General features: G+C 72.7%; 24 protein-coding genes. 13 read left to right on the forward strand and 11 right to left on the reverse strand.

Features of this window, described 5'->3' with window-relative positions:
• Positions 1 to 4: 4 nt before the first annotated feature.
• The 3 genes from murC to BJ965_RS08170 form a co-directional block, all read right to left on the reverse strand.
• On the reverse strand, positions 5 to 1,396 hold the full coding sequence (gene murC / locus BJ965_RS08160) for a UDP-N-acetylmuramate--L-alanine ligase (protein WP_184908060.1): 1,392 nt from the start codon (positions 1,394 to 1,396) through the stop codon (positions 5 to 7).
• An 89-nt stretch (positions 1,397 to 1,485) separates the two neighbouring features.
• On the reverse strand, positions 1,486 to 1,959 hold the full coding sequence (locus tag BJ965_RS08165) for an indole-3-glycerol phosphate synthase (protein WP_184908061.1): 474 nt from the start codon (positions 1,957 to 1,959) through the stop codon (positions 1,486 to 1,488).
• 245 nt (positions 1,960 to 2,204) lie between these two features.
• Positions 2,205 to 3,020 (reverse strand): pyrimidine reductase family protein, encoded by an 816-nt coding sequence (locus BJ965_RS08170; protein ID WP_184908062.1) that lies wholly within the window; start codon positions 3,018 to 3,020, stop codon positions 2,205 to 2,207.
• Between the two features lie 37 nt (positions 3,021 to 3,057).
• Between BJ965_RS08170 and zapE the strand changes: the two genes are divergently transcribed.
• From zapE to BJ965_RS08195, 5 genes are all read left to right on the forward strand, one after another.
• Positions 3,058 to 4,161: a cell division protein ZapE gene (gene zapE, locus BJ965_RS08175; RefSeq protein ID WP_184908063.1), complete on the forward strand. Its 1,104-nt coding sequence runs from the start codon at positions 3,058 to 3,060 to the stop codon at positions 4,159 to 4,161.
• A 706-nt stretch (positions 4,162 to 4,867) separates the two neighbouring features.
• Positions 4,868 to 5,449 carry a carbonic anhydrase gene (locus tag BJ965_RS08180; RefSeq protein ID WP_184908064.1) on the forward strand — a complete coding sequence of 194 codons (582 nt, stop codon included), beginning with the start codon at positions 4,868 to 4,870 and terminating at the stop codon, positions 5,447 to 5,449.
• 8 nt (positions 5,450 to 5,457) lie between these two features.
• On the forward strand, positions 5,458 to 6,942 hold the full coding sequence (locus BJ965_RS08185; RefSeq protein ID WP_184908065.1) for a SulP family inorganic anion transporter: 1,485 nt from the start codon (positions 5,458 to 5,460) through the stop codon (positions 6,940 to 6,942).
• Between the two features lie 171 nt (positions 6,943 to 7,113).
• Positions 7,114 to 8,106: an SPFH domain-containing protein gene (locus BJ965_RS08190; protein ID WP_246545861.1), complete on the forward strand. Its 993-nt coding sequence runs from the start codon at positions 7,114 to 7,116 to the stop codon at positions 8,104 to 8,106.
• Between the two features lie 90 nt (positions 8,107 to 8,196).
• A complete protein-coding gene (locus BJ965_RS08195; RefSeq protein ID WP_184908066.1) occupies positions 8,197 to 9,579 on the forward strand; it encodes a PhoX family protein in 1,383 nt (460 codons plus the stop codon).
• Positions 9,580 to 9,704: 125 nt separating this feature from the next.
• On the opposite strand, the gene BJ965_RS08200 is transcribed toward BJ965_RS08195, so the two are convergent.
• Together BJ965_RS08200 and BJ965_RS08205 are read right to left on the reverse strand one after the other, a co-directional pair.
• Entirely contained in the window at positions 9,705 to 10,190 is a 486-nt protein-coding gene (locus BJ965_RS08200; RefSeq protein ID WP_184908067.1) for an SRPBCC family protein, read from the reverse strand.
• Complete coding sequence (locus tag BJ965_RS08205) at positions 10,187 to 10,561, reverse strand: ArsR/SmtB family transcription factor (protein WP_184908068.1); 375 nt, start codon at positions 10,559 to 10,561, stop codon at positions 10,187 to 10,189. Before BJ965_RS08205 ends, BJ965_RS08200 begins: the two co-directional genes overlap by 4 nt.
• An 86-nt stretch (positions 10,562 to 10,647) precedes the next feature.
• Between BJ965_RS08205 and BJ965_RS08210 the strand changes: the two genes are divergently transcribed.
• From BJ965_RS08210 to BJ965_RS08225, 4 genes are all read left to right on the forward strand, one after another.
• Positions 10,648 to 12,165: an FAD-dependent oxidoreductase gene (locus BJ965_RS08210; RefSeq protein WP_184908069.1), complete on the forward strand. Its 1,518-nt coding sequence runs from the start codon at positions 10,648 to 10,650 to the stop codon at positions 12,163 to 12,165.
• 28 nt (positions 12,166 to 12,193) lie between these two features.
• Positions 12,194 to 12,373 carry a hypothetical protein gene (locus tag BJ965_RS08215; protein WP_030838829.1) on the forward strand — a complete coding sequence of 60 codons (180 nt, stop codon included), beginning with the start codon at positions 12,194 to 12,196 and terminating at the stop codon, positions 12,371 to 12,373.
• A gap of 144 nt (positions 12,374 to 12,517) precedes the next feature.
• Entirely contained in the window at positions 12,518 to 13,279 is a 762-nt protein-coding gene (locus BJ965_RS08220; protein WP_184908070.1) for an aminoacyl-tRNA hydrolase, read from the forward strand.
• Positions 13,280 to 13,348: 69 nt separating this feature from the next.
• Positions 13,349 to 13,810 carry a DUF7144 family membrane protein gene (locus BJ965_RS08225; RefSeq protein ID WP_184908071.1) on the forward strand — a complete coding sequence of 154 codons (462 nt, stop codon included), beginning with the start codon at positions 13,349 to 13,351 and terminating at the stop codon, positions 13,808 to 13,810.
• A gap of 12 nt (positions 13,811 to 13,822) precedes the next feature.
• Here BJ965_RS08225 and BJ965_RS08230 read toward each other — a convergent pair whose 3' ends face one another.
• Positions 13,823 to 14,014, reverse strand: a complete 192-nt coding sequence (locus tag BJ965_RS08230; RefSeq protein ID WP_184908072.1) for a hypothetical protein — start codon at positions 14,012 to 14,014, stop codon at positions 13,823 to 13,825.
• A 182-nt stretch (positions 14,015 to 14,196) separates the two neighbouring features.
• On the opposite strand from BJ965_RS08230, the gene BJ965_RS08235 reads away from it, so the two are divergent.
• Entirely contained in the window at positions 14,197 to 15,813 is a 1,617-nt protein-coding gene (locus BJ965_RS08235) for a DUF692 domain-containing protein (protein WP_184908073.1), read from the forward strand.
• A 39-nt stretch (positions 15,814 to 15,852) separates the two neighbouring features.
• On the opposite strand, the gene BJ965_RS08240 is transcribed toward BJ965_RS08235, so the two are convergent.
• Genes BJ965_RS08240 through BJ965_RS08250 form a run of 3 tightly spaced genes read right to left on the reverse strand, consistent with a single transcriptional unit; the run spans position 15,853 to position 20,435 of the window.
• Positions 15,853 to 17,358, reverse strand: a complete 1,506-nt coding sequence (locus BJ965_RS08240) for an APC family permease (protein WP_184908074.1) — start codon at positions 17,356 to 17,358, stop codon at positions 15,853 to 15,855.
• A complete protein-coding gene (locus tag BJ965_RS08245; protein WP_184908075.1) occupies positions 17,355 to 18,911 on the reverse strand; it encodes a GMC family oxidoreductase in 1,557 nt (518 codons plus the stop codon). Before BJ965_RS08245 ends, BJ965_RS08240 begins: the two co-directional genes overlap by 4 nt.
• Before the next feature lie 57 nt (positions 18,912 to 18,968).
• Positions 18,969 to 20,435 (reverse strand): aldehyde dehydrogenase family protein, encoded by a 1,467-nt coding sequence (locus BJ965_RS08250; RefSeq protein ID WP_184908076.1) that lies wholly within the window; start codon positions 20,433 to 20,435, stop codon positions 18,969 to 18,971.
• A 383-nt stretch (positions 20,436 to 20,818) separates the two neighbouring features.
• Between BJ965_RS08250 and BJ965_RS08255 the strand changes: the two genes are divergently transcribed.
• From BJ965_RS08255 to BJ965_RS08265, 3 genes are all read left to right on the forward strand, one after another.
• Positions 20,819 to 21,562 (forward strand): DUF4142 domain-containing protein, encoded by a 744-nt coding sequence (locus BJ965_RS08255; RefSeq protein ID WP_184908077.1) that lies wholly within the window; start codon positions 20,819 to 20,821, stop codon positions 21,560 to 21,562.
• An 86-nt stretch (positions 21,563 to 21,648) separates the two neighbouring features.
• On the forward strand, positions 21,649 to 22,419 hold the full coding sequence (locus tag BJ965_RS08260) for a TIGR04222 domain-containing membrane protein (RefSeq protein ID WP_184908078.1): 771 nt from the start codon (positions 21,649 to 21,651) through the stop codon (positions 22,417 to 22,419).
• A gap of 114 nt (positions 22,420 to 22,533) precedes the next feature.
• The gene (locus BJ965_RS08265; RefSeq protein ID WP_184908079.1) at positions 22,534 to 24,195 is read left to right on the forward strand and encodes an alpha/beta hydrolase; all 1,662 of its coding nucleotides are present in this window, start codon (positions 22,534 to 22,536) and stop codon (positions 24,193 to 24,195) included.
• On the opposite strand, the gene hemQ is transcribed toward BJ965_RS08265, so the two are convergent.
• Complete coding sequence (gene hemQ / locus BJ965_RS08270) at positions 24,144 to 24,887, reverse strand: hydrogen peroxide-dependent heme synthase (RefSeq protein WP_184908080.1); 744 nt, start codon at positions 24,885 to 24,887, stop codon at positions 24,144 to 24,146. The two genes, BJ965_RS08265 and hemQ, sit on opposite strands and share 52 nt — an antisense overlap.
• A 5-nt stretch (positions 24,888 to 24,892) precedes the next feature.
• Positions 24,893 to 26,338, reverse strand: a complete 1,446-nt coding sequence (hemG, locus tag BJ965_RS08275) for a protoporphyrinogen oxidase (protein WP_184908081.1) — start codon at positions 26,336 to 26,338, stop codon at positions 24,893 to 24,895.
• Positions 26,339 to 26,456: the final 118 nt, after the last annotated feature.

Genomic DNA, 26,456 nt, shown 5'->3' on the forward strand with positions numbered 1-26,456 from the left:
CCCCTCAGTTCGACAGACGGTCCAGGATGTGCGGGCCGAGGTCGGTGACGTCGCCCGCTCCCATGGTGAGAACGAGATCACCCGGCTTCGCCATTCCCGCGACGACCGACGGGACGTCCGCCTTGTCGTGCACCGGCGTCACGTCGGCGCCCGCGGCCCGGGCGGCGTCGATGATCAGCTCGCTCGTGATGCCCGGGATCGGGTCCTCGCGCGCCGGGTAGATGTCCAGGACGACGGAGGCGTCGGCGAGGGCGAGGGACTGCCCCATCTCTTTGCCGAGCTCCTGGGTCCGGGAGAAGAGGTGCGGCTGGAAAACGACCAGGATCCGGGCGTCGCCGCCCGCCGCGCGCATGGCCTCCAGGTCGGCGGTCATCTCGGTGGGGTGGTGCGCGTAGGAGTCGATGACCTGGACGCCCGCGGCCTCGCCCTTCAGCTGGAGCCGCCGCTTCACGCCCGTGTACGCGGCGATCGCCGTGGCCAGGTCGGCCGCCGGGACCCCGAGGGCCACGCCCGCCGCCAGCGCGGCGACCGCGTTGTGCGCGTAGTGCCGGCCGGGGACGGAGACCGTGAAGGTCAGCTCCTGTCCCTCCAGCACTACGGTGACCTCGCTCTTCAGTCCCTGCGGCACGACCGACAGCACGCGCACGTCGGCGTCGTCGGACTCGCCGTACGTCACCACGGTCACGTCACGCGCCCGGACGCGGCGGGTGAGCTCCCGGGCGCCCTCGTGGTCGGCGGCGATCACCAGCGTGCCGCCCTCGGTGATCCGGTCCACGAACGTCTCGAACGACGCGTAGATCTCGTCCATCGACGCGTAGTTGGCGTGGTGGTCGAGTTCGACGTTGAGGACGATCGCGACCTCGGGGGCGTACTTGTGGAAGCTGCGGTCCGACTCGTCGGCCTCGGCGACGAAGATCTCGCCCTCGCCGTGCAGCGCGTTGGAGCCGGGCGCGTCCAGGTCGCCGCCGATGGCGTACGAGGGCTTGAGGTCCAGCTCGCTCAGCGACACGGCCAGCATCGACGTCGTGGTCGTCTTGCCGTGCGTACCGGCGACGGCGATCGGCCGCAGCCCGTCCATCAGGGCGGCGAGCGCGTCGGACCGGTGCACGACGGGGATGCCGAGCTCGGCCGCGCGGGCCAGCTCGGGGTTGTCCTGCCGGATCGCCGACGACACCACCACACAGCTGGCGTCGTCGGCGAGGTGCTCCGCGGCGTGCCCGATGTGCACGGTCGCGCCCAGCGCCCGCAGCGCCTCGGCCGTGGCCGACTCCTTGGCGTCACTGCCCGCCACGACGGCTCCGCGCTGCGCGAGGATCTTCGCGATCCCCGACATGCCGGCCCCACCGATCCCGATGAAGTGCGGTCGGTCCATGGCGGGAGGAAGGCCGGCTGCCATGCGTGTCTCCAAGTTCGGGTGACGAGAGTGAGCGGCCCCCACCCTATTTCAGGAGCGCGCAGAGCCGCGCCGGGCCCGCAGACCCGCTCCTACGCCTTGCTGTGCGAGAACAGCTTCAGCACCGGCACCCCCACCTTGTGCCGGGCCCGGGACGCCCAGTCGCGGTGGAAGAACTCCTCCACGTAGTGGGGATCGGTCAGCACGATGACCTCGTCCGCCCCGGCGTCCTCCACCAGGGACTTCAGCGCGTCCAGCGGATGGTCCTCGATCAGCCGTCCCTCCGCGGGACTGCCCGAGGTGCGCAACGCGGCGAGTGAGACCTCCAGCGCCCGCTGCCCCACGCTCAGGGCCTCCTCCCCCTCCGGTGTCTCCCCCTCGCGCACGGCTTCGTCGAGCTCGCCGAGCGCCACGTCGTCGATCGCCCGCAGCAGGCGGTCCGCCTGCTCACCGCGCGGCTGGAGCAGCACCTGGAAGGAGACCTGCTCCTCGCCGTGCAAGGTGGTGACGAACTCCACGTCGGCCGACGTCAGCGCCTTCTCGATCATCAATACGCTTGTGAACACCAGGCGCCCCTTCTGCTCCGGGGGCCCGTGGCCCCCACTCCTCCGCGGGCCGCACCGGGCCTGCGGAAACCGTCCTGCCCCGTGCTCGCACGGGTACTGCCGGATCCAGTGTGCCCTCCGAAAACCAAACAGAACGGCATATTCCGCCGATTAACGGACTGACAGTGAGGTTCACCCCCGCTTCCGGATGAACCGGCCGGCCGGACTCCCCGACCGCCGACTCCTCCTACCCCGGGTTCGGCGTTTCAGTACGCCTCCCGGGCCCGCCCGTACCGCGTGAACAGGAAGCCGTCCTCCTCCAGCATCGACACCAGCCCGAAGCGGTGCGGGACCGTGACCGCCGGCCCGCCGGCGATGCGCTGGGCCCCGCCCGCCGTGAGCATCGGGGAGACGGTCAGGCACAGCTCGTCGAGCACGCCCGCCGCGACCATCTGCCCGAGCAGCCGCGGGCCGCCCTCGGTGAGGAGCCGGGTGTGGCCGAGGTCGGCGAGGGCCCGGACGGCACGGGCGGGGTCGACGCCGATGCCGTCCCCGGCGGTCACCACCCTGGCGCCCGCCTTCTCGGCGGTGGCGATGCGGTCCGGGGCGGCCGCGGCGCCCGTGAGGACCAGGGTGGGCACCAGGGGCGAGGTGAACAGCGGGAGCGAGAAGTCCAGGTCGAGGCTGGCGGTGACCACCGCGATCGCGGGTGCGGGCTGCTGCCCGGCCGCCTCCCGCATCGCCGCGAAGTCCTCCCGCGCGCGGGCCGGCCGGTACCCCTCCTTGCGCACGGTCTCCGCGCCGACGACCACGACGTCCGCGAGCGCCCGCAGCGTGCCGAAGATCCGCATGTCGGTGGCGTTGGAGATGGGCTGCGAGCGGCCGTCGTGCTGGGCGGCCCCGTCCAGCGTGGACACCATGTTGGCGCGCAGCCACGGCACCGGCCCGCCGGGCCCCGGCTCGGGATAGGCGTACGCGGTGGCCAGCTCCGCCAGGCTCCACTCCCGCCCGGCGCCGTCACCGGACCCGCCACCCGGCGCCGGAACTGCTGTTTCATCGGTCACAGGGAACAGACGTCGCATGCCGTGCAGTGTTCCACGCGCCGTAGCATGGTGAACCGTGTCTTCTCCCCTGGCCCCCTCCGGATCCGGCCCCATAACCGACCCGGCCCCGCTGTCCCTGTGCGCCCGTGAGCCGCATGTCCCCGCGGACCGGCTGGTCGCCGAGATGGTGCCGCCGCCGCGGTTCGACTCGGTCCGCTTCAGCACGTACCTCCCCGACCCGAACCAGCCCAGCCAGACGGAGGCCGTCCACGTCCTGGAGGGTTTCGCGGCGGGTCTCGGCCCGGGCGGGGCCGCGGGGTCCGGCAAGCGGCGGCTGTTCGGCTTCGGCAAGGCGCCGAAGAAGACCCCCGCGGGCCCGCGCGGCGTCTACCTCGACGGCGGGTACGGGGTCGGCAAGACCCACCTGCTGGCGTCCCTGTGGCACGCGACCCCGGCGGAGCCCGAGCTGAAGGCGTTCGGCACGTTCGTGGAGCTGACCAACCTGGTCGGCGCCCTCGGCTTCCAGCAGACGGTCCGGACACTGTCCGGCCACCGCCTGCTGTGCATCGACGAGTTCGAGCTCGACGACCCGGGCGACACCGTCCTGGTCTCCACCCTGCTCGGCAAGCTGGTCGACGCGGGCGTGGCGCTCGCCTCCACCTCGAACACGCTGCCCGGCAAGCTCGGCGAGGGCCGCTTCGCGGCGGCCGACTTCCTGCGCGAGATCCAGGGCCTGTCCGCCCACTTCCGCGCCCTGCGCATCGACGGCGAGGACTACCGCCACCGCGGTCTGCCCGAGGCGCCGCCGCCGTACTCCGACACACAGGTCACCGACGCGGCGCACGCCACCGAGGGCGCTTCCCTCGACGCGTTCTCGCCCCTCCTCGAGCATCTGGCCCGGGTCCACCCCAGCCGGTACGGCGCTCTGACCGACGGGATCAAGGCCGTGTGCCTCACCGGTGTGCGGCCGGTTCCGGACCAGTCGACCGCCCTCAGGCTGGTCGTTCTCGCGGACCGGCTCTACGACCGCGAGGTGCCCGTGCTGGCCTCGGGCCTGCCCTTCGACCAGCTCTTCAGCGACGAGATGCTGAACGGCGGCTACCGCAAGAAGTACTTCCGGGCCATCTCCCGGCTCACCGCGCTGGCCCGCGACGCGGGCAAGCTGGTGGGCCCCCGCTGACCACCACTCCATTACCGCGTCAACGACCCGCCGGGTAGAGCTTGTTCAAGCCAGCCCACCTGTGGTTTTCAGGCTCTCTTCAGCTTGAAACGTTAAGTTAACCCTGCAAACGACCTTGCAGGGTTAACGTGTTTCTTGACCAGCCATTGACCAACTGTTGGTTCGGTCTAGACGCATGAAGTCAGCGGGAGGGGGCGCATGTTCCGAGGTACGACGGCACGGACCGTGGTTGCGGTCCTCGCCGCCGCTCTGCTCGCGCTCCAGCTCTTCGCACCGACCGCGTCCTTCGCAACCGCGCATACGCACAGCCAAGCCGAGGCCAAAGCTCAGCCCGTAACAAAGCCCTCGGGCACGTCCTCACGCCCCGGACACAAGTCCTCCGGGAAGGCTCTGCGCGACGAGACGGCCACCTGTCGCGCCGGACAGCACGGGGACCCGACCGGTCCCCTGCGGACCCGTGACCGGTCGCACACCACCGACTCCGCGCCCTCGGCGCCGGAGCGGCCCCTGCGCAAGGACATCCGGCCGACGGTGCCCGAACCGGTCAGACCCGGCGCCGGGTACCACCGCGCGTCGAGATCGTCGACGTCGCACACCCCGGCAGCCCTGCAAGTCTTCCGCTGCTGAGCGGCCGAGCAGCTCCCCCCACCCCTGTCATGCCCGTCCGACGCGCCCCCACTGCGCGCCAGGAGGAGTCACCACACTCATGCAACCCCTCATCGACAACGCCCGCACCTTCGGACAGCGCCCTGAGGAGTTCGCCCACCTCGCCGAGGGCCAGTCCCCCGACGTCCTGTTCATCACCTGCTCCGACTCCAGGGTCGTCCCGGCCCTGATCACGGGCGCCCGTCCCGGCGAGCTCTTCGAGCTGCGCACCGCGGGCAACGTCGTCCCCCCGCACTCCTTCGAGCACCCCACGTCGGAGGCGGCCACGATCGAGTACGCCGTGGAGGTCCTCGGCGTCAAGGAGATCGTGGTCTGCGGCCACTCGCACTGCGGCGCCGTGGGCGCGGTGGTACGCGGTGACGACCTCGCCGCCGTACCGGCGGTGCGCGACTGGCTCGCACGCGCCGCCGACGAGCCCGACTGCTCGGACCCCGCCGACCCGACGGTCGCCGAGGCCGTGCAGAACCACGCCCTCGCCCAGGTCCTGCGCCTGCGGTCGTACCCCTGCATCGAGCGCCGGCTGGCGGAAGGACGGCTCGGCCTGCACGCCTGGTTCTACGAAGTGCACACCGGCATCGTGCGCGAACACCGCGGGGACACCGACTCCTTCGAGAAGCTGTGAGGGGCACCATGACCAAGTTCCCTTACCTCAGGCAGGACTTCACCGCCTCGCTCGTCGTCTTCCTGGTCGCGCTCCCGCTGTGCGTGGGCGTGGCCGTCGCCTCCGGTGTCCCGGCCGAACTCGGCCTGATCACCGGCATCGTGGGCGGACTCGTCACCGGATTCCTGCCGGGCAGCAGCCTTCAGGTGTCCGGGCCGGCCGCCGGTCTGACCGTGCTCGTCTTCGAAGCGGTCGACACCTACGGGCTGCCCGCGCTCGGCATCATCGTGCTGGCCGCCGGTCTGCTCCAGCTCGTCATGGGCGCGCTGAAGCTCGGCCGCTGGTTCCGTGCGATATCCGTCTCGGTCGTCGAGGGCATGCTGGCCGGAATCGGTCTGGTGCTCATAGCCGGCCAGCTGTATGCGACGGCCGGACTGAAGGCACCCGCCTCCGGCATCGACAAGATCCTGGGCCTGCCCGGTGCGGCCGTCGACGCGGCCGGTAGCACGGCGGCGCTCACCTCCCTCGCGCTCGGAGCGGCCACCATCACGGTGATGGTGCTGTGGAAGAAGCTGCCGAAGAAGGCCCAGGCCGTGCCCGGCGCGCTCGCCGCGGTGATCCTGGCGATCGCGGCCAACGCCGTCTTCGACCTGCCGGTCGCCACGGTCGAGGTGAAGGGCCTGCTGGAATCCATCCAGCCGCCCGGCCTGGACGCCTTCGGCAGTGTGGGCATCGGCATCATCGGCACGATCGTCGCCTTCACCCTGATCGCCTCCGCCGAGAGCCTCTTCAGCGCCGCCGCCGTGGACCGGCTGCACGACGGCCCGCGCACCCAGTACGACAAGGAGCTCATGGCGCAGGGCGCGGGCAACACCGTCTGCGGTGTGCTCGGCGCGCTGCCGATGACCGCGGTCATCGTCCGCAGCTCCGCCAACGTCAGCGCGGGCGCCAGGACCAAGGCGTCCCGGGTGATGCACGGCGTGTGGCTGCTGCTGTTCGCCGCGCTGCTGCCGAGCACGCTGGCCCTGATCCCGCTGCCCGCCCTCGCCGGCATCCTGGTCCACGCGGGCTGGAAGCTGATCCCGTTCGCCAAGATCGTGCCGCTGTGGCGGGAGCACCGGGGCGAGGCACTCATCCTCGTCGTCACCGCGGTGTCGATCGTCGCGGTGAACATGTTCGAGGGCGTGCTCATCGGTCTGGCCCTGTCGGTCGTCAAGACCGCCTGGGAGGCCTCGCACATCAAGCTCGAGATCATCGACAAGGGCGCGGGCCCGATCCAGGCCTACCTGTCCGGCAACGCGACCTTCCTGCGGCTGCCGAAGATCCTCGACAGCCTGGAGAGCCTGCCCCAGGACCGTCCGGTCGAGCTGGATCTCACGGGTCTGCACCACCTCGACCACGCCTGCCGCACGGCCCTGGAGAGCTGGGCCGCACGCCACAGCGCGACGGGCACGGAGCCGGTGAAGGTCACGGAGCCCGAGGTGACCCCGGCGGAGAAGGTCACCGCCGTCTAGCCACCCGAGCGGATCACCCGTGCACGGGTCCGGGGCGCGCAGCCGGCGCGCCCCGGATCACGTGTGTCCGCCCCCGTTCCGGCCCCGGTACCGGGGCATGGCCCCACGCCCCGGTTCAGGCATATCGTTACAGAAGTAGACGAATTCGGACCTCTGAACGGGGAGGTCGGCATGGTCGAAGAGGTGGTCGGCGTGGTGGCCGCGGTCGGGGCCGGTGCGCTGGTGTATCTGGCCGCCGCGGCGCGGGTCGTCAAGCAGTACGAGCGCGGGCTCGTCTTCCGGCTCGGACGCCTGCACGGGGACGTGCGGCTGCCCGGCTTCAACCTGATCGTTCCGGGGGTGGAGCGGCTCCGCAAGGTCAACATGCAGATCGTGACCATGCCCGTGCCCGCCCAGGAGGGCATCAGCCGCGACAACGTGACCGTGCGGGTCGACGCGGTGGTGTACTTCAAGGTCGTGGATCCGTCGGCCGCGATCGTCAACGTCGAGGACTACCGCTTCGCCGTCTCGCAGATGGCCCAGACGTCGCTGCGCTCGATCATCGGCAAGAGCGAGCTGGACGACCTGCTGTCCAACCGCGAGAAGCTCAACCAGGGCCTGGAGCTGATGATCGACAGTCCCGCCGTGGAGTGGGGCGTCACCATCGACCGCGTGGAGATCAAGGACGTCTCCCTGCCGGACACCATGAAGCGCTCCATGGCCCGCCAGGCCGAGGCCGACCGGGAGCGGCGGGCCCGGCTGATCAATGCCGACGCCGAGTACCAGGCCTCCAAGAAGCTGGCCCAGGCCGCCCGTCAGATGGCCGACACGCCCTCGGCGCTCCAGCTCCGGCTGCTGCAGACCGTCATGGCGGTGGCGGCGGAGAAGAACTCCACGCTCGTGCTGCCCATTCCGGTGGAACTCCTGCGCTTCCTGGAGCGGGGCGCACAGCCACCCGCGGAGCGCTCCGGGCTCGCGGAGAGTCCGGGGCCCGCGGCGAGTCCGGGGCCCGCGGCGAGTCCGGGGCCCGCGGCGAGTTCAGGACAAGCGGAGAGTCCGGGACACGCGGAGAGTCCGGGACACGCGGGGGCCGCGGAGCGCGCGGAGATCACGGAGCGGGCCGTCGACCTGACCGACCAGGCCGGAGAGGCCATGGAGAAGCTGCGGCGCGCCGTCGAGCAGTGACCCGCGCTACGCGCGTGGTTCCCGCTGCCCGCACCAGGTGATAGACACAACGGGATCACAGTTCCTGTCCGCCAGCAGGAAGGTTTCCCCATGACCGAAACCGGTCGCTTCGCGTCACGACGTCAGATGCTCGCGGGAACGGGCGCCGTGGGCGTCGGGATCGCGTTCTCCGGCGCGCTCTCCGAACTCTTCGCCGGTACCGCCGCCGCACAGGGCATGGGCCGCACCGGCTACGGCCCGCTCGTCCCCGACCCGAAGGGCGTCCTCGACCTGCCGGAGGGGTTCGCCTACCGGATCCTCTCCCGCGAGGGGGACGAACTCCGTTCCGGTGAGGGCAAGGTGCCCTCCAACCATGACGGCATGTCGGCCTTCCCGGGCAGAGGCGGCCGGGTCCATCTGGTCCGCAACCACGAGAACCGCGCCAACGGCAGGGTCCCGGTCCCCACCGTCGAGGGCCTCACCTACGACCCGGCCGCCAAGGGCGGCTGTACGGCGCTGACGCTCGACTCCCGCAACCGGGTGCAGTCGGAACGCGTCGCGATCGCCGGCACGGCCGTGAACTGCGCGGGCGGGCCCACCCCTTGGCACACCTGGCTGACCTGCGAGGAGACCGAGGACAGGGCCGGTACCAACGGCTACACCAAGGACCACGGCTTCATCTTCGAGGTCGACCCGGCCGACCCGCACCGCAGCGGGGCCGTGCCGCTGACCGCGATGGGCCGCTTCGCGCACGAGGCGATCGCCGTCGATCCCCGGCGGGGCGTGGTCTACGAGACCGAGGACGCCTTCGAGAAGCCCTTCGGCCTCTTCTACCGCTTCCTGCCGGACCGGCCGCTGGGCGGCCGGGGTTCGCTGCGGGCGGGTGGTCGGCTCCAGGCGATGCGCGTGCCCGGGGTGCCGGACCTGTCGTCCATCCAGGACGTCGGCGCCGAGTTCGACCACATCGAGTGGGTCGACGTCCCGGATCCGCAGGCCGCGCAGACGCCGATCCGTTTCCAGGACTTCGGCCGCAAGGGCATCACCCACGCGCAGAAGCTGGAGGGCTGCTACTGGGGCGGCCGTTCGGTGTACTTCGTGTCGTCCTTCGCGCGCCGGTCTGACGGTTCGGCCGCCGACCACTACGGGCAGGTCTGGCGCTACGACCCGGAGCGCCGCCGGCTCACCCTGGTGATCGTCTTCGGCCCGGACACCGATGTGCAGCTGCCGGGCGAGTCGCCGGACAACATCTGCCTGGCGCCCAGCGGCGGCCTGATGGTCTGCGAGGACGGCAACGGCGCCCAGCACGTCTTCGGTGTCACCAGGCGCGGCCAGGTCTACGCGATGGCCCGCAACCGGCAGAACATCGGCACCGCGGAGGAGCCGGAGTGGGGTGAGTTCGCCGGGGTGGCCTTCTCCCCGGACGGCGACACGATGTACGTCAACTGCTACGCGCCCGGCACCACCTTCGCGGTGACGGGCCCCTGGCGCCGGTAGCGGCGGCTGCGGACCGGGGGGCCGGGTGCGACACCCGGCGCCCCGCCACGGCACCTCGCACGCCCCCGATCACCTGATCCCGGCAGTGCCGGGAACGGCTGCTGGGGCGGCCCTGGTCCCGCCGGTCAGGCGGCCAGCAGGGCGTCGATCTGGCCGACGGCCTCCTTCAGGCCCTCCTCCATGCCCATGGAGACCATCTGCTCCATCTGCTCGCGGGAGTCGAACAGGGAGCGCATCTCCATGCGCGTGCCGCCGTCGCGCGCGGTGAGCCGCACCGTCACGGACATGGTCGGCATGTCGTCCTTGGGCTTGCCGTCGTCGTCGGCGAAGCCGTCGGTGAACTCCAGGGCCGTCGGCTCGCTGACCGAGGTGATCCGCCACCACCCGCGGTGCCGGTCGCCCTCCGGGCCGGTCATGAAGTAGGTGACCTCGCCGCCGGGGGTGAGGTCGTGCTCCTCCACGGTCGCCGGGTAGGTCGGCGGACCCCACCAGCGCTCCAGCTGCCGCGGGTCGGCCCACAGCCGCCACACCCGCTCGACCGGGGCGGCGAAGTCGGCGATCAGGGTGAGGGTGAGGGCGTCGAGGTCCTTGTCGACGCTGGTGACACTCATCGCTCGGGTCCTTCCGTCGTGTCGTTCTCTCCGGTTCCGGGGTCCTCGGCGAGGATCCGGGCCATCCGGTCCACCCGCCCGCGCCACGCCGACTCGAGTTCGTCCAGGGCCTGGCGTGCGCGGCCCAGCGCGTCGGGGTCGGTGCGCACGAGCTGCTCCCGTCCGCTGCGCTGCTTGACGACCAGCCCCGCCCGCTCCAGCACCGCGACGTGCTTCTGCACCGCGGCGAAGCTCATCGGATAGGCCTCGGCCAGCCGGGACACCGACAGCTCCCCGCGCACGCAGCGGCGCAGTATGTCCCGGCGCGTGGTGTCGGCCAAGGCGTGGAACAGCCGGTCCACCGTCTCGTCACCCAGCTCATCTACAACCATTTGGTTGTACGTTAGTCCTGTCCGCCCCCGCTGTAAAGCGGCCCGCCCGGACACTGAAGAGGACGCACCGGGGTACTCGTCGGGCCATGGGCGAAAAACAGCAGGTCAGCAGCTCGTACTGGCTCGAGACCGCACCGGACGGTCACCACCCGGCGCTGGACGGGGACCTGGACGTCGACGTGGCCGTGATCGGCGCCGGGATCGCCGGGCTGTGCACCGCGTGGGAACTGACGCGGGCCGGGCGGAGCGTGGCCGTGCTGGAAGCCGGGCGGGTCGCGGCCGGCGTCACCGGGCACACCACCGCCAAGATCACCGCCCTGCACACGCTCGTCTACGACAAGCTGCGGCGCACCCGCGGCCCCGAGGGCGCACGGCTGTACGCCCGTTCCCAGTCCGAGGCGATCGGGCACGCGGCCCGGATCGCGCAGGAACTGGGCGTCAACTGCGAGTGGGAGACGAGGAGCGCCTACACGTACGCGCGCGACCCGGGCCGGGTGGCGGAACTGCGCGCCGAGGCGGAGGCCGCGGCCGCGGCCGGGCTGCCCGCCTCGTTCGTCACCGAGACCGGGCTGCCCTTCCCGGTGGCGGGCGCGGTCCAGGTCACCGGACAGGCCCAGTTCCACCCGCGCAAGTACCTGCTGGCCCTCGCCGCCGACCTGGTCGAACACGGCGGGCGGATCTTCGAGGACACCACCGTCCTCGGCCTGGACGAGGGTGAGCCGTGCAGGCTGTCGACCGCGACCGGGGCGACCGTCCGGGCCCGGGACGTCGTCGTGGCGACGCACTACCCGATCTTCGACCGGGCGCTGCTGTTCGCCCGTCTTTCCACGCGCCGCGAACTGGTCGTCGCCGGGACGATCCCCGCCGGCCAGGACCCGGACGGCATGTTCATCACGCCCGACGAGGACACCCGCTCGGTGCGCACGGCGCCCCACGAGGGCGACCGGCGGCTGCTCATCGTCACCGGTGAGCACTTCACACCGGGCACCTCCGACCCGCGGGCCCGTCTGGAACGCCTCACCGCCTGGGCCACCGGCCACTTCCCGGACCTGGAGGTCACTCACCGATGGGCCACCCAGGACACCGAGCCCACGGACACCGTGCCGATGGTCGGCCCGCTGCACCCCGGCGCCCGGCACACGTACGTGGCCACCGGCTTCGGCGGCTGGGGCATGACCGGCGGCATCATGGCCGGGCGGCTGCTGACCGCGCAGATCACGGGCGAGGAGTGCGAGTGGAGCGGGCTGTACGACCCGCGCCGGATCAAGCCCGCCCTGCGTGAGGCGCCGACGTTCCTCAAGACCCAGGCCAAGGTCGCCGGGCATTTCGTGGGCGACCGGCTGCGGCCCTCCCCGCCGGTGGAGTCCCTGCCGCCCGGCGAGGGCGCCGTGGTCCGTGCCGACGGCCACCGGGTCGCGGTGTACCGGGACGAGGACGGCGGGCTGCACGCCGTCTCCGCCCGCTGCACCCACCTGGGCTGCCTGGTCGACTTCAACGCCGCCGAACGCGCCTGGGAATGCCCCTGCCACGGCTCCCGCTTCGACACCGACGGCAAGGTGATCCAGGGCCCGGCGACCAAACCGCTGGAGCAGCGGGACCTCTGACGGCCCGCCCCGGACCTACGCTGGACGTATGAGCGACGACGACTACTGCCTGATCGACGCGAGCAGGCCGCCCGTTGCGGACGGGCCGCCGTACGCGGAGTGCGTGCTGTGCCGGGAGCCCACGGAGCACCCCGAGTCGTACAAGGGCATCACGCTCTGCCCCGTCTGCGAGTGGCAGGAGGCGCAGCGCACCGCCTGTTCAGGGTGATCCGCGGGAGGCCGGCGCACCACGACCGACACCGCGCGGCGCCGAGCGACCCCGCAGCCGTAGCGGCCGCCCGCGGTGCGCGGGCGCAGGCCGGGTCGCATGCGGCCGTCCTGCACGATCTCCCGGCTGGCACACTTGGGTTTCGTGAGTGAAGACCCGACGCCCGTGAGCGACAGTCCCTTCCGGTCCGAGCCCTCGGCGCGCGACGAGGCACCGCAGTTCGTGCTGCCGCTGGTCGTGCGGATCGAGAAGGCGGAGCCGCCCGCGCGCACGGACGCGCTGGAGACGTCCGCGCGGGCCGTGCTGACGATCCTGGCCGACGACCGCTCGGCCGGCGAGGGCGAGTGGGCCGGGGCGATGCGGGACTGGCAGGACGCCAGGATCCGCAAGGTGGTGCGGCGGGCACGGGGCGCGGAGTGGCGGCGGGCCGAGGCGCTGCCCGGCATCTCCGTCACCGGCAAGTCGGCCGAGGTGCGGGTCTTCCCGCCCGTCCCGTTGGACGGCTGGCCCAAGGACCTGGCCAGGCTCCAGGTGTCCGGCACCGACCTCGACGACCCGGAACCGCCGGTGGACGCGGACCCGGCCGCCCCCGTGCTGTGGCTGAACCCCGACCTCGGCATGTCGGCCGGCAAGGCCATGGCCCAGGCCGGGCACGCCGCGCAACTGGCCTGGTGGGAGCTGTCCGACGAGGAGCGGGCCGCCTGGCGCGACGCGGGGTTCCCACTCGCCGTCCGGACGGCCGACCCGTCCCGCTGGTCCGAACTGACCGGCATCGGGCTTCCGTTGGTGCGCGACGCGGGGTTCACGGAGATCGCGCCCGGCTCGTGCACCGTCGTCGCCGACCACCCGGCGCTGCGCCGTGAGCCGCACGGGTCGGGCCGCGCGGCGTCCACCCGTCCGGAGTAGCCGCAGGCGCGCCGGTTCCGGACGAGTGCTCCAGTGGGGTTACCAGCCGACCCGACCCCGGAGGCAGCCATGACCAGCGCCGCGCCCCCTCCCCCTGCCCCGCCCGCCCCCGGTGACCGGGGGCCCGACGGCTCCGGCGCGGGCGGTCCCGGCGACCCGTGGGCGGCCGGCGGTCTCGTCCTCGGGGGCGTCCTGATGGTCGTCTACGGCCTCTTCGCGGTGCTCCAGGGCATCGCGGCGATCGCCGGCGACGAGGTGTACACGAGCTTCGGCCAGTACTCCTTCGAGTTCGACCTGACCGCGTGGGGCTGGATCCACGTGATCGTCGGCGTGCTCGTGGTGGTGGCCGGCCTCGGCCTGTTCACCGGAGCCGACTGGGCCCGGGTCGCGAGCGCGATCGTGGTGGGCCTGGCGCTGATCGCGAACTTCCTCTGGCTGCCGTACCAGCCGTTCTGGTCGATCATCATGATCGTGACCGGCCTGTTCGTCCTCTGGTCGGTGTTCAACTACCGCTCCTCCCGCCCGGTGTAGAGCCGCACCCGGTCAGGACGGCGGCGGGCGCCGGTCGGCGCCGAGCCCTTCCAGCGGCAGCAGGAAGTAGGCCGTGCCGGCCACCACGAGCAGGGCCCAGGCCCCGATCCGCAGTCGGCGTACACCGGCCGCCCCCGACCCCGGCCCCGACTCCGGTTCCCGCTTCCGCGCGGGGCGGTGGGGCTGCTCGCTGCCTTCGGGCACAGGTCCGGTCTATGTCGAATCGGGGCGGGACGCGACCCTTGGTACCTCCGTCGGTGGGGGCGGGGAGCGGGGACCGAAACCTCAAATGTTGCTCTGAAGGAGGCCGGGGCACGGTTCGGGAACCGGCGGCTGGGCCATACCCCCCTCACGTTCGAGGAACGGGCCGGGTGGAGGAGGGGACGATGGAGCGACTGGGGACGGGCATCGGGTGGCGGCCGGAGATCGCGGACGCCGTGGAGCGGATGCCGGGGATCGACTGGGTCGAGGCGGTGGCCGAGAACGTCTGCCCCGGGCACCTGCCCGACTCGCTGCGGCGGCTGCGCGAGCGCGGCATCACCGTGGTGCCGCACGGCGTCTCGCTCGGCCTCGGGGGCGCGGACCGGCCCGACGCGGGACGGCTGACCGCGCTGGCCGAGCGCGCGCAGGCGCTGGGCTCCCCGCTGGTCACCGAGCACATCGCGTTCGTACGGGCGGGCGGCTCGCTGACCGCCTCCCCGCACCTGGAGGCGGGCCACCTGCTGCCCGTCCCGCGCACCCGGGACGCTCTGGACGTGCTCTGCGAGAACGTCCGCATCGCGCAGGACGCGCTGCCGGTGCCGCTGGCCGTCGAGAACATCGCCGCGTTGATCGGCTGGCCGGGCGAGGAGATGACGGAGGGCCAGTTCCTCTACGACCTCGCCGACCGCACGGGCGTCCGCCTGCTCATCGACGTCGCCAATCTGCACACCAACCACGTCAACCGCGCGGAGGACCCGGCCAAGGCCCTCGCGGAGCTGCCGCTGGAGGCCATCGCCTACGTCCATGTCGCGGGCGGTTTCGAACGCGACGGCGTCTGGCACGACAGCCACGCCCACCCGGTCCCCCGGCCGGTCCTCGACATCCTCACGGACCTCGCCTCCCGCGTCGCGCCTCCGGGTGTCCTCCTGGAACGGGACGAGAACTTCCCGGAGCCGGTGGAGCTGGAGCGCGAGCTGGGCGCGATCCGCCGGGCGCTGGAGGCCGGCGCCGTCGAACGCGTGAAGACGGAACTCCGCTCGGCCGCCGACGCGCCGGCCGCCCGGCGGAGGGAGCCCGCGGGCGTCGGGGCCGGACTGTTCGGAGAGGCGGGCGCCGGACGGCAGGAGCGGACCCGCGGCGACGGTGAACGGCTCGGGGCCGCCGCCCTCGGACGGCCCAGCGTGGCCCGGGGCGGTGACGATGAGCCGCTCGTCGGGGCCCCGGCCGCGCGACGGCTCGTCGGAGTCCGGCCCATGCGGCGGGAGGCGGCCAGGGATGCCCGCGGCGAGGCACCGGCAGGGGCCGCAGCGGCACGGCGGGGAGATGAGACCGGGGCGGCCGGGGCGACACGGGGCGCCTTCGGCCTGCCCCCTGGACAGGGTGTCGACGAGGCCCGGCAGCGGCTCGGTCTGGCACAGACCGCGCTGCTGTCGGCGCTGGTCGCGGGAACACCCGTGCCCGAGGGGTTCGACCGGGTGCGGGTCGGTGTCCAGGCGCGGGCGCTCGCCGCGAAGCGGGCGGACGTGGTGGCGAAGGTCGCCCCCGAGCTGCCGGTGATCCTCGGGGGCGAGTACCGCACGGCGTTCCTCGGCTACGCCCAGACCCACCCGATGACCGCCGGCTACCGACGCGACGCCCTCACCTTCGCCGAGCGGCTGCTGTCCACCGGCCGTCCCGGGGACCCGCAGGCGCGGCGGGAGCTGCGGGAGTGGTGGCTGGAGCGGTCGGGCCCGGCGCCGCGCTCCCGGCGGCCCGCCCACCGGCTCGCCCGCGCCACGCGCAGGGTGCTGTCGCGGCGTTGACGGCCGAGGGACCCGAACCCGGGCCCCTCGCTCCTCGTCTCACCGCTGCCCGGGAGGAGGCCCGCCGGACATCGATCCGGCCTTCTTCTCCGGCACGGCGTCGCCCGCCGGCGCCTCACCCCGGCCGTAGTGATGCGTCGTGAACATGTACAGCAGCCCCGTTCCCAGCACCACGCCGCCGCACAACAGGACGATCCAGTTCTCCCACCAGGCCTTCTCCGGGGAGCGGGCCCAGCAGATGTTGATGATGGCGAGGATGCCGTAGACCAGCGCCGCGACGTTCACCACCAGGCCCCAGCGGCCCAGGGTGAATTCCCCCGCCGGACGCCACCCCTTGAGCCGGGCGCGCAGCGCGGCCAGGACCACCATCTGGAACGAGCCGTAGATGCCGAGGATCGCGAACGAGACGATGTTGGTGAGGGCGTCCTCGGAGAGCAGTGAGGCGAAGGCGATGATCAGCGGCACCGCCGCGGAGACGAACAGCGCCCAGCTCGGCACCGCACGGGCGTGGACGAACCGCCGCAGCAGCCGGTGTCCGACGATCATCTCGTCCCGGGCGTAGGAGTAGATGAGCCGCCCGGCCGCGGCCTGGAGGCTGATCGTGCAGGACAGGAAGGAGATCAGCACCACGGCCATCACCATCCGCGCCCCGGCCTCGCCCATCGCGTCGTACAGCACGTCCACCACCGGGTCGGCCTGTTCGCCCGAGATGATCGCGTTGAAGTCCGTGACCGACAGCAGCAGCGACATACAGGTGAACGTGGCCGCCGCGCCGCCGATGTAGATGGTGCGGCGCATCGCGCGGGGAATGACCCGGCCCGGGTGGGCGACCTCCTCGGCGGTGTCGCCGCACGCCTCGAAGCCGTAGTACTGGTAGAGGCCGATGATGCCGGCTGCCAGGAACGCCGGCAGGTAGGAGCCGTCTCCCTCGACTCCGTAGGTGTCGAAGATGACGCCGAGGCCGTGGTGCCGGTGGGTGGCCAGCAGGTAGACGCCGACGACGAGGGCGCCGATGAGCTCGCCGGCGAAACCGATGAGCGCCGCCGTCGACAGTGCCTTGGTGCCCATGTAGTTGATGAGGATGGCGACGACGATGAGCACGGCGGTGCACAGCACGGTGGTGTGCACGGTGGCTCTGAAGCCGAAGAGGATGGCGATGTAGGGGCCGGCGCCGTAGGCGACGGAGGTGATGGTCACCAGCAGCGCCCACATGTACACCCAGCCGGTCATCCACGCCCAGCGCTTGCCCCACAGCCGCCGGGCCCAGGGGTAGACGCCGCCCGCGATCGGGTACTGGGCGACGATCTCGCCGAAGATCAGCGCGACGAGGAACTGGCCGCAGCCGGCCACCAGGAACGCCCAGATCATCGGCGGTCCGCCGTCGGCGATCGCGATGCCGAAGAGCGTGTAGGTGCCCACCACCGGGGAGAGGTAGGTGAAGCCGAGGGCGAAGTTGGCCCAGGGGCTCATGTCCTTGCGGAACTCGGAGCCCGGCTCCCCCGAGGGGGCGCCGGACGCCGGTGCGGGAGGCTGTGTACCGGTCACTGCTGGGACCTCCGGTCCGCGATGATCAGGTCGGCGGCCCGTTCGGCGGCGAGCAGCACGGTCACCATCGGGTTGATGGTGGGCATCGTCGGGAACACCGACGCGTCGACGATCCGCACGCCCTCGAAGCCCCGCAGTCTCAGCTCGGGGTCGCAGACGGCCGCCGGGTCGTCCGCCGCGCCCATCCGGCAGGTGCCGGCCGGGTGGTAGACGGTGTGGGCCACGCGGCGGCCGTACTCCGACAGGTCGGCGTCGGAGACGACGTCCGGGCCGGGCGCGACCTCGCGGACGAGCCAGTCGCGCAGCGGGTCGGCCGCGGCGACCTCGCGGGCCACCTTCAGGCCGTCCACGATGGTGCGCTCGTCGTGGCCCTCGGGGTCGGTGAAGTACCGGAAGTCCAGGGCGGGATGCTCGGCGGGGTTGTTGCTGCGCAGCCACATGCGGCCGGTGGAGCGGGCCCGCGGCACGTTCGGCGTCATGCACACCCCGTGCTGCGGTACGGGGTAGCCCAGGCGCTCGGTGTTGACGGTGAACGGCACCTGGTAGAAGTGGAACATCAGGTCGGGACGCGGCTGCCCCTTGTCGCGGCGCAGGAACAGGCCGGCGTCGGAGTCCATCGCGGAGTTGGGCGGCAGCGGCCCCGCGGTCTCCCAGACGATCACGGACTCGGGGTGGTCCAGCAGGTTCTCCCCGACGCCGGGCAGGTCGGCCCGTACCGCGATACCCAGGGCGCGCAGGTCGTCGGCCGGTCCGATGCCGGAGAGCATCAGCAGGCGCGGGGTGTCGATGGCGCCCGCGCACAGCAGCAGTTCGCGCTCGGCCCGCACGGTGGCGGCTTCGCCGTCGGCGCCCCGGACTGCTACCCGGGTGAGCCGGCCCGACGCATCGGGGATCAGCCGGTGGGCCCAGGTCTCCAGCTTCAGCGTGAGGTTGGGCCGGTCGAGCACCGGGTGGAGGTAGGCGACGGACGCGGAGGACCGCAGATTGCCCTCCGGCTGGTAGGCCAGCGAGAAGAACCCGGTGCCGTCGGCGAAGGGTTCGGCGTTGAAGTCGTCGACGACGGGGACGCCGAGGGCGCGGGAGGCGGCTGTGACGAAGTCCTTGGCGATGGGGTTGCGGTCCGCCTCGGCCACCGGCACGATCCGGGTGAGCAGCCGGTCGCGGTAGGGCAGGATCGTCGCCGGGTCCCAGCCGGAGCAGCCGTGGCTCACCCAGTCGTCGAGGTCCTGCGGCAGCGGCAGGAAGCTGATCAGGGTGTTGTGCGAGGAGCAGCCGCCGAGCACCCGGGCCCGGGAGTGCAGGATGTGCGAGTTGCCGCGCGGCTGCTCGACGGTGGTGTAGCCGTAGTCGAACTCCGAGCCGAGCAGGTTGATCCAGTTGCGCAGGCGCAGGATGCGCTCGTCGCCCACATCGCTGGGGCCGCCCTCGATGACGCAGACACGGCAGTCGGGGTCCTCGCTCAACCGGGCGGCGAGCACACATCCGGCGGTGCCGCCGCCGACGATGACGTAGTCGTAGGCGGACTCGGCGCCGTGCGCGGGAGTGGTGGCCATGCGGTGCCTTTCTTCGGTGGTCGTCGTGCCACGGGCGGACGGTGGGGGTGCCTCTGGTCAGCCCTTGAACCAGCCGGAGGGGGCGGGGGCGAGGTTCTGGTAGATGTGCTTGGCCTCCTGGTACTCGCGCAGTCCCGTGGGGCCGAGCTCGCGTCCGACGCCGGAGCGGCCGAAGCCGCCCCACTCGGCCTGCGGTACATAGGGGTGGAAGTCGTTGATCCAGACGGTGCCGTGCCGCAGCCGCTGGGCGACGCGCTGGGCGCGGCTCGCGTCGGAGGTCCACACGCCGCCGGCGAGGCCGTAGCGGGTGTCGTTGGCCAGCTCCACCGCCTCGTCCTCGGTGCGGAAGCGTTCGACGGTGACGACCGGGCCGAAGACCTCCTCCTGGACGATGCGCATGGACCGGTCGCAGTCGGCGAAGATCGTCGGCAGCAGGAAGAAGCCGTCGGCGAGGGCCGGGTCGTCGGGGCGGGTGCCTCCGGTGACGAGCCGGGCGCCTTCCTCCTTGGCGACGGCGATGTAGCCCTCGACCTTCTCGCGGTGCTCGGCGGAGCTGAGCGGGCCGCTCTCGGTGCCCTCCTCCAGGCCGTTGCCCAGCCGGATGGCCCGGGCGCGCTCGGCGTAGGCCTCGACGAACCGGTCGTGCAGGGAGTCCTCGACGAGCAGGCGTGAACCGGCCGAGCAGACCTGCCCGGAGTGCAGGAAGGCGGCGTCGAGGGCGTAGTCGACGGCGGCGTCGAAGTCGGCGTCGGCGAAGACGATGTTGGGGTTCTTGCCGCCCAGTTCCAGGGCGATGTTCCGGGGCCCCTCGGCGGCGGCGGCCATGATGGCCCGGCCGGTGTTCAGGCCGCCGGTGAAGGAGACCAGGTCGACGTCGGGGTGGCCGGTCAGGGCCGCGCCGACGGTCGCCCCGGAGCCGAGCACGAGGTTGGCGACGCCGGGCGGGGCACCGGCCTCCTCGATCAGCCGGATCATGGTGATGGTGGTGAGCGGGGTGGTCTCGCTGGGCTTGAGGACGAAGGTGTTGCCGGCGGCCAGCGCCGGGGCGACCTTCCAGGAGGCCTGGAGCAGCGGGTAGTTCCACGGGGCGATGAGCGCGCACACGCCGATCGGCTGGTAGACGACCCGGCTGAGGACGTCCGGGCCGACGTCGACGACCCGGCCGCCGTCCTTGCCCGCGAGTTCGGCGAAGTAGCGGAAGGCGTTCGCCACGTCCTCCACGTCGATCCGGGCCTCGGTGAGTGTCTTGCCGGTGTCGAGCGTCTCGGTGCGGGCGATGTCCTCGCGGTCCCGCATCAGCAGGTCGTGGACGCGCATCAGCAGGTCGGCGCGGAGGCGGGAGGGGGCGTTCGCCCAGTCCTCCTCCGCGAAGGCGCGCCGGGCGGCGCGCACGGCGCGGTCGACGTCGGTGGCGTCGGCCTCGTCGACGGTGGTGACGACCGAGGCGTCGTAGGGGTTGACCACCTCGCGGCGGCCGCCGGCCGCCGCCCGTGTCCACTCGCCGTCGATGTACAGCTCACCCACCGCGGGGCCTCCTTCGCGTCCGGCCGGAGCCCGATCGGCTCGACGGTCAGCAACATGGCCCATCGGGCGGGCGGCGGCCACGGGGCACACCGCCGCGACGGTGTCCGGGCGGCCCAGAGGACCCGGGTGGGCTAGTCGCCCGGTCCCAACGGGCGCGCCCGAGTGTGCCGCGTCTGACAGCCGGGTCACGCGCGAGGCATGACATGGGCGCATTCGCCCTTCTCGCTCCGGTACGTCACCCGTCTCATGTCCCGCATTTGCCCCTGCTCACCCCCGAAACAACCATTCCTCCCTGTACGGCAGTTGACGTAGACCCAGCAGTAACATGTCAACTCGGCACCCGAAGCGCACTAGCGTGCGGTGCCGTATCAGGAGGCACCACCATGCGACCGCGACCCCCCGTCAAGGGCCGAGGCGTCTTCAGCGGCACAGGGCTCATCGTCATGTGCCTGGCGGCGACGCTCGCCGCCCTGGTCTTCCCGGTCTGGTCGTACACGGACCGGCCGGAGACCGCGCCGAACGTACTGAGCGCCCACACCCTGCAGACGAGCTACGGCCCGTTGTCCGCGCTCGACCAGGACTTCCTCACGAAGGTCCGGCTGGCCGGGCTGTGGGAGCTGCCCGCGGGGCGGCAGGCACAGTCGAAGGGCACCACACCGGCCGTCCGCACGGCGGGCCGGCACCTCGTCGAGGGGCACCGGTTCCTGGACGAGCGGGTCCGCGACGTCGCGGGCCGGATCCACCTCGACCTGGCGGACGAGCCGAACGAGCAGCAGCGGCAGTGGCTGGACCGGCTCGACCGGGCACAGGGCGCCGAGTACGACCGCGAGTTCGCCAACATCCTCCGGCTGGCGCACGGCAAGGTGTTCTCCGTCGTCGCCCAGGTCCGCGCGAGCACCCGCAACTCCCTGGTGCGCGAACTCGCCGACGACGCCAACACGACCGTCCTCGACCACATCAAGGTGCTGGAGGCCACGGGTTACGTCGACTTCGACGCCGTGGCCCGCGACCTGGCCGGCGACAGCGCTCCCCCGGCCGTCGACCCGGGTCCCGCCGTCCCGCCGCCGGCGTCCCCCTCCCCGTACTACACGCTCCCGCCGCCCGCCTACAGCCCGCCACCGGACTGAAACGGAACGTCACATACCGACAACACTCCGTCCGGATCGTGAACGAGGCATGGTGCTTTCGGGACCGTGTCACATACAAACAACATATGCTCTGGGTTCTTTTCCTGCTGGCGGCCTGGGCCGTGGCCGGCACGGCGTGCACGCGCCTGTGCCTGGCCGCCGTGCGCGCGGCGGCCGTGGACGCGGACACCGGCCGGGTGCGTGAACTCACGCTGTACGAGGCCGCGTTCCTCTCCGGCGGCCCTCGGCGGGTCGCCGACGTGACCCTGGTCGCCATGGCCCGCCAGCGCCGCCTGCTCCTGGCCCGTACCGGCTGGGCGACGGTCGTCGACCCGCGCGGGCGGGACGAGATGGAGCGGTCGGTGATAGGGGCCATCGGCCCCGAGGGGCAGTCCCGTATCGCGCCGGTGCGGGCCACGGCCGCCGCGGCGGACCCGGTGCGCGGGATCGCCGAGGGGCTGGTGCGCGCGGGGCTCGCGGTGCCCGACAGTGCCCGTACGACGGTCGCCTCGGCCGTCCGGCAGGTGCGCGTCGCGGCCGTCGCCGTCCTCGGGCTGGGCGTGGCCGCGCTGCTGACGCCGCTTCCGCCGGACATGCCCCGGCACCTGGTCGCCCTGTGGTTCGCCCTGCCGCTCGCCCTGACCCTGAGCTGCCTGGCCGTCGCCCGGGTCGAGATCCACCCCTACTCGCGCTGGGCCTCCCCGGCCGGCCGGCGCCTGCTCGGCGCGCTGACCCACACCGCGGACGGCGCCGCCGACGACCGTACGTACCTCACCTCGGTGGCCGTACGGGGCGTCCGCGCGATCGGTGAACCGGACCTGCGCGCCGCGTTCACGCACCGCGAGTCGCACGACTGACCGACCGGGGGCGCGCGGGGGCAGGGGGCCCGACACCGGCCGACGGTGCTTGCCTTCCCCGCCGCCCGACCGAAACATCCCTTTCGTCGCCACCGTGCACCGAAGGGATACGCGATGAGAGCCGCCCTCCTCTACTCGGCCGCCGGGTCCTTGCTGCTGAGCGCCCTCACCGGGGCCCCGGACGCCGAGGACCGGACGGGCGCGGCCGAGCGGCGCGGCACCGCCGTGGCCGCCGCGCGCGCGAAGGCGGCCGGTGTCGACTTCGGCCCCTGCCCCGACGCGCAGGACCTGCCGGGCCGCATGCAGTGCGGCACGGTGAGCGTCCCGCTGGACTACGCCCGCCCGGACGGCCGGCAGATCGAACTGTCCGTCAGCAGGGCCCGGGCCACGCAGAAGGACCCGCAGAACGACAAGCGCAAGGTCCTCCGGCAAGGCGCCCTCGTCCACAACCCGGGCGGTCCCGGTGCCACCGGCCTGTACTTCCCGCTCATCGGCCTGCTCCCCGAGTGGAAGCGGATCGCCGCCGCGTACGACCTCGTCGGCTACGCCCCGCGCGGGGTCGGCCGTTCGGCACCGCTGTCGTGCAAGGACCCGAAGCAGTTCTTCACCGGGCCCTCGCAGGCGCCCGCCCACCCCTCGGAGGCGTACAAGCAGGAGCGCATCGCGAAGGCGAAGGCGTACGCGCGGGGCTGCGCCGAACGGAACGGCAGCGCGCTGCGGCACTACCACTCGCTGAACAACGCCCGCGACCTCGACGTGCTGCGCGCCGCACTCGGCGAGGAGCGGCTGACCTTCATGGGCTCGTCGTACGGCACCTACTTCGGTGCCCTGTACGCGACGCTGTTCCCCGCGCACGTACGGCGGATGGTGTTCGACTCGGTGGTCCATCCCGGCCCCGGGCGGATCTGGTACCGCAACAACCTCGCCCAGTCGGCGGCGTTCGAGGACCGCTGGCGGGACGTCCGGGAGTGGATCGCCCGGCACGACGACGTGTACGGGCTGGGCGCGACGGAGCGGGAGGTGCTGCGCAGTTACGAGCGGGCGAGCGCGAGGCTGGCCGCCGAGCCGGCGGGCGGGAAGGTCGGACCGGGGCAGCTGCACGGGGCGTTCTTGCAGGCCGGCTACTACGACGACCAGTGGCCGCACCGCGCGCACGCGCTGTCGGCGTACCTCAAGGGTGATGCGAAGCCCCTGATCGAGCAGCTGGAGCAGCACCCGGAGGCGGCGGCCGAGGCGGAGAACTCCCGCGCGGTCTATGTGGCCGTCGAGTGCAACGACGCCCCCTGGCCCACGGACTGGAGGGTGTGGGACCGGGACAACACCCGGCTCGCGCGGGTGGCGCCCTTCGAGACCTGGGACAACGTGTGGACGAACCTGCCGTGCGCCTACTGGCCGGCGCCCCGGCGGCGGCCGCTCGACGTCGGCGCCGGGCCGGGCGAGCTGCCGCCGACGCTGATCCTGGCCGCCGAGCGGGACGCCGCCACGCCGTACGACGGCGCCCTCGAACTCCACGACCGCCTGGCGGGCTCGGTGCTGGTGACCGAGCGGGACGCCGGCGCCCACGGGCTGGTGGGCGGCCCGAACGCCTGCGTCAACGGACACCTGGAGGCGTATCTGCTGGAGGGCCGGCTGCCGGGACGCGGCGCGCGGTGCGCCCCGCACGCCGAGCCGAAGCCGACGGCCCCGGACCGGGCCGGGCCGGGGCCGGGCGACGCATCCGCTGATCAGGCCAGAGAGGCGACCAGCTCGGCGATGTCCTTGCGGCGGCCGGTGTAGAACGGCACCTCCTCGCGGACGTGCATCCGGGCCTCCGAAGCGCGCAGGTGACGCATGAGGTCGACGATGCGGTACAGCTCGTCGGCCTCGAAGGCGAGGAGCCACTCGTAGTCGCCGAGGGAGAACGACGCGACGGTGTTGGCGCGCACGTCCGGGTAGCCGCGGGCCATCTTGCCGTGGTCGGCGAGCATGCGCCGGCGGTCCTCGTCGGGCAGCAGGTACCAGTCGTAGGACCGCACGAAGGGGTAGACGCTCACGTAGTTGCGGGGCGTCTCGTCGGCGAGGAACGCCGGGATGTGCGAGCGGTTGAACTCGGCGGGGCGGTGCAGCGCCATGTTCGACCAGACGGGCTCCAGGGCGCGGCCCAGCTTCGTCCGGCGGAAGAGGTTGTACGCCTCCTGCAGCGCGTCGCTGGTCTCGGCGTGCCACCAGATCATGAGGTCGGCGTCGGCGCGCAGGCCGGAGACGTCGTAGGTGCCGCGGATGGTCACGTCCTTGGCGGCGAGCTGGCCGAACAGCTCCTGGACCTCGTCGGCGTACCCGGCGCGGTCCTCGGGGAGGACGTCCTTCAGCTTGAAGACGGACCAGAGCGTGTAGCGGATGACCTCGTTGAGGTCCTTGGCCAGCTTGCCCTTGTTCGCGATGCGGTCGGGCGAGGCGCTGGAGGCCGTGGTGGAGGCGTCGTCACTCATGCCTCTCATTCTCCCGCTCCGCCGTGCAGGCTCTGCACCGGGTGGGCGGTGAGCTCCTCCACACCACGCGGATCACCGTGGATCCGATCGACGGCGGCGTACGCACTGGCGATGCAGGCCGGGATGCCGACGCCGTCGTACGGGGCGCCGCAGACCGCGAGGCCGGGGAGCCGGGCGATGTGCTCGCGGATGCGGGCCACGCGCGCGTGGTGGCCGACGGGGTACTGGGGCAGGCCGTCGTCCCAGCGGGTGACGCGGGTGGCGACGGGCGTGGCGTCCAGGCCGGTCGCCGCCTTCAGGTCGTGCCGGGAGATCTCGACCAGCTCGGTGTCGTCGCGCCGGAGGATCTCCGTCTCGCCGTACCGCCCGACGGAGGTGCGCAGGACGACCAGGTCCGGGTTCTCGTCGGCGATCCAGCCCCATTTCTGCGAGGCGAACGTGGACGCCTTGATGGTGCGCCCGTCGACCGGCGGCACGAGGAAGCCGCTGCCGTCGGGCAGGGCCGTCCCGTCGCGGCGGTAGGCGAGGGTGACCAGGGCCATGGAGGCGTATTCGACGGCGTCGAGTTCGGCGGCGGCCCCGGGGGTCTCGGCGCGCAGCAGCCGGGCGGCGACGGGGGCCGGGGCGGCGACGACCACCGCGTCCGCGCGCCACTCGCGGTCACCGGAGCCGACCCGCCAGCCGCCCTCGGGCGTACGGCGCAGCTCCGTCACCGGCGTCCGGGTGAGGATCTCGCCCCCGCGTGCCCGGACCGAGTCGGCCACCGCGCGGGGCAGGGTGCCGATGCCGCCCCGGATGCCCATGAACACCGGGCCGGTCTGCCGGGCCGCGGCCGCCCTGGCCTGGAGCTCGCGGACCCCTTCCGTCAGGGAGGTGTGGGTCCGGGCCACCTGGAAGAGCTGCGGGACGGCCGAGCGCATGGAGATGCGGTACGCGTCGCCCGCGTACACCCCGCCCAGCATGGGCTCCAGCAGGCGGTCGACGACCTCGCGGCCGAGGCGCTCCGCCACGTACTCCCCCACCGCCACGTCGTCACCGACCTCGGTGCGGGGCAGCTCGGCGTCCCGCTCGATGCGGGCGAGGCCTTCCTCGGACAGCACGCCGGCCAGGGCGGACGCGGTGCCGGGCACGCCCATCACATGCCCCTTGGGGAAGGGGCGCAGGGCGCCGCGGGTCCAGAGCGAGGCGGTCGCCGTGGCCGGAGGCTGGAGACGGTCGGCGAGGCCCACCTCGCGCGCGAGCGCCACCGCCTCGGGGCGGCGGGCCAGCATCGACTCGGCGCCGAGGTCCACACGCGCACCCGCGACCTCCCCGGGCAGCAGCTTGCCGCCGACCCTGCCGGACGCCTCCAGCACGGTCACCCGCGCCCCGCGCTCCAGCAGCCGGTGTGCGGCGGCCAGCCCCGCGATGCCCGCCCCGATGACGACGACCTGCCCTTGAACTTCGCGCATGCCCCCAGCCTCTCAGACCCCGCCGACAGCGCCGCCGCGCCCCGGTGTCCGGCACGAGTCCCGACCGTGACCGCATCGGAACCGTCCCGGGCCAAACGATCGGCGCCGTCCGGGCGTC

The organism is Streptomyces luteogriseus (genome assembly GCF_014205055.1).
Classification (GTDB): Bacteria; Actinomycetota; Actinomycetes; order Streptomycetales; family Streptomycetaceae; genus Streptomyces; species Streptomyces luteogriseus.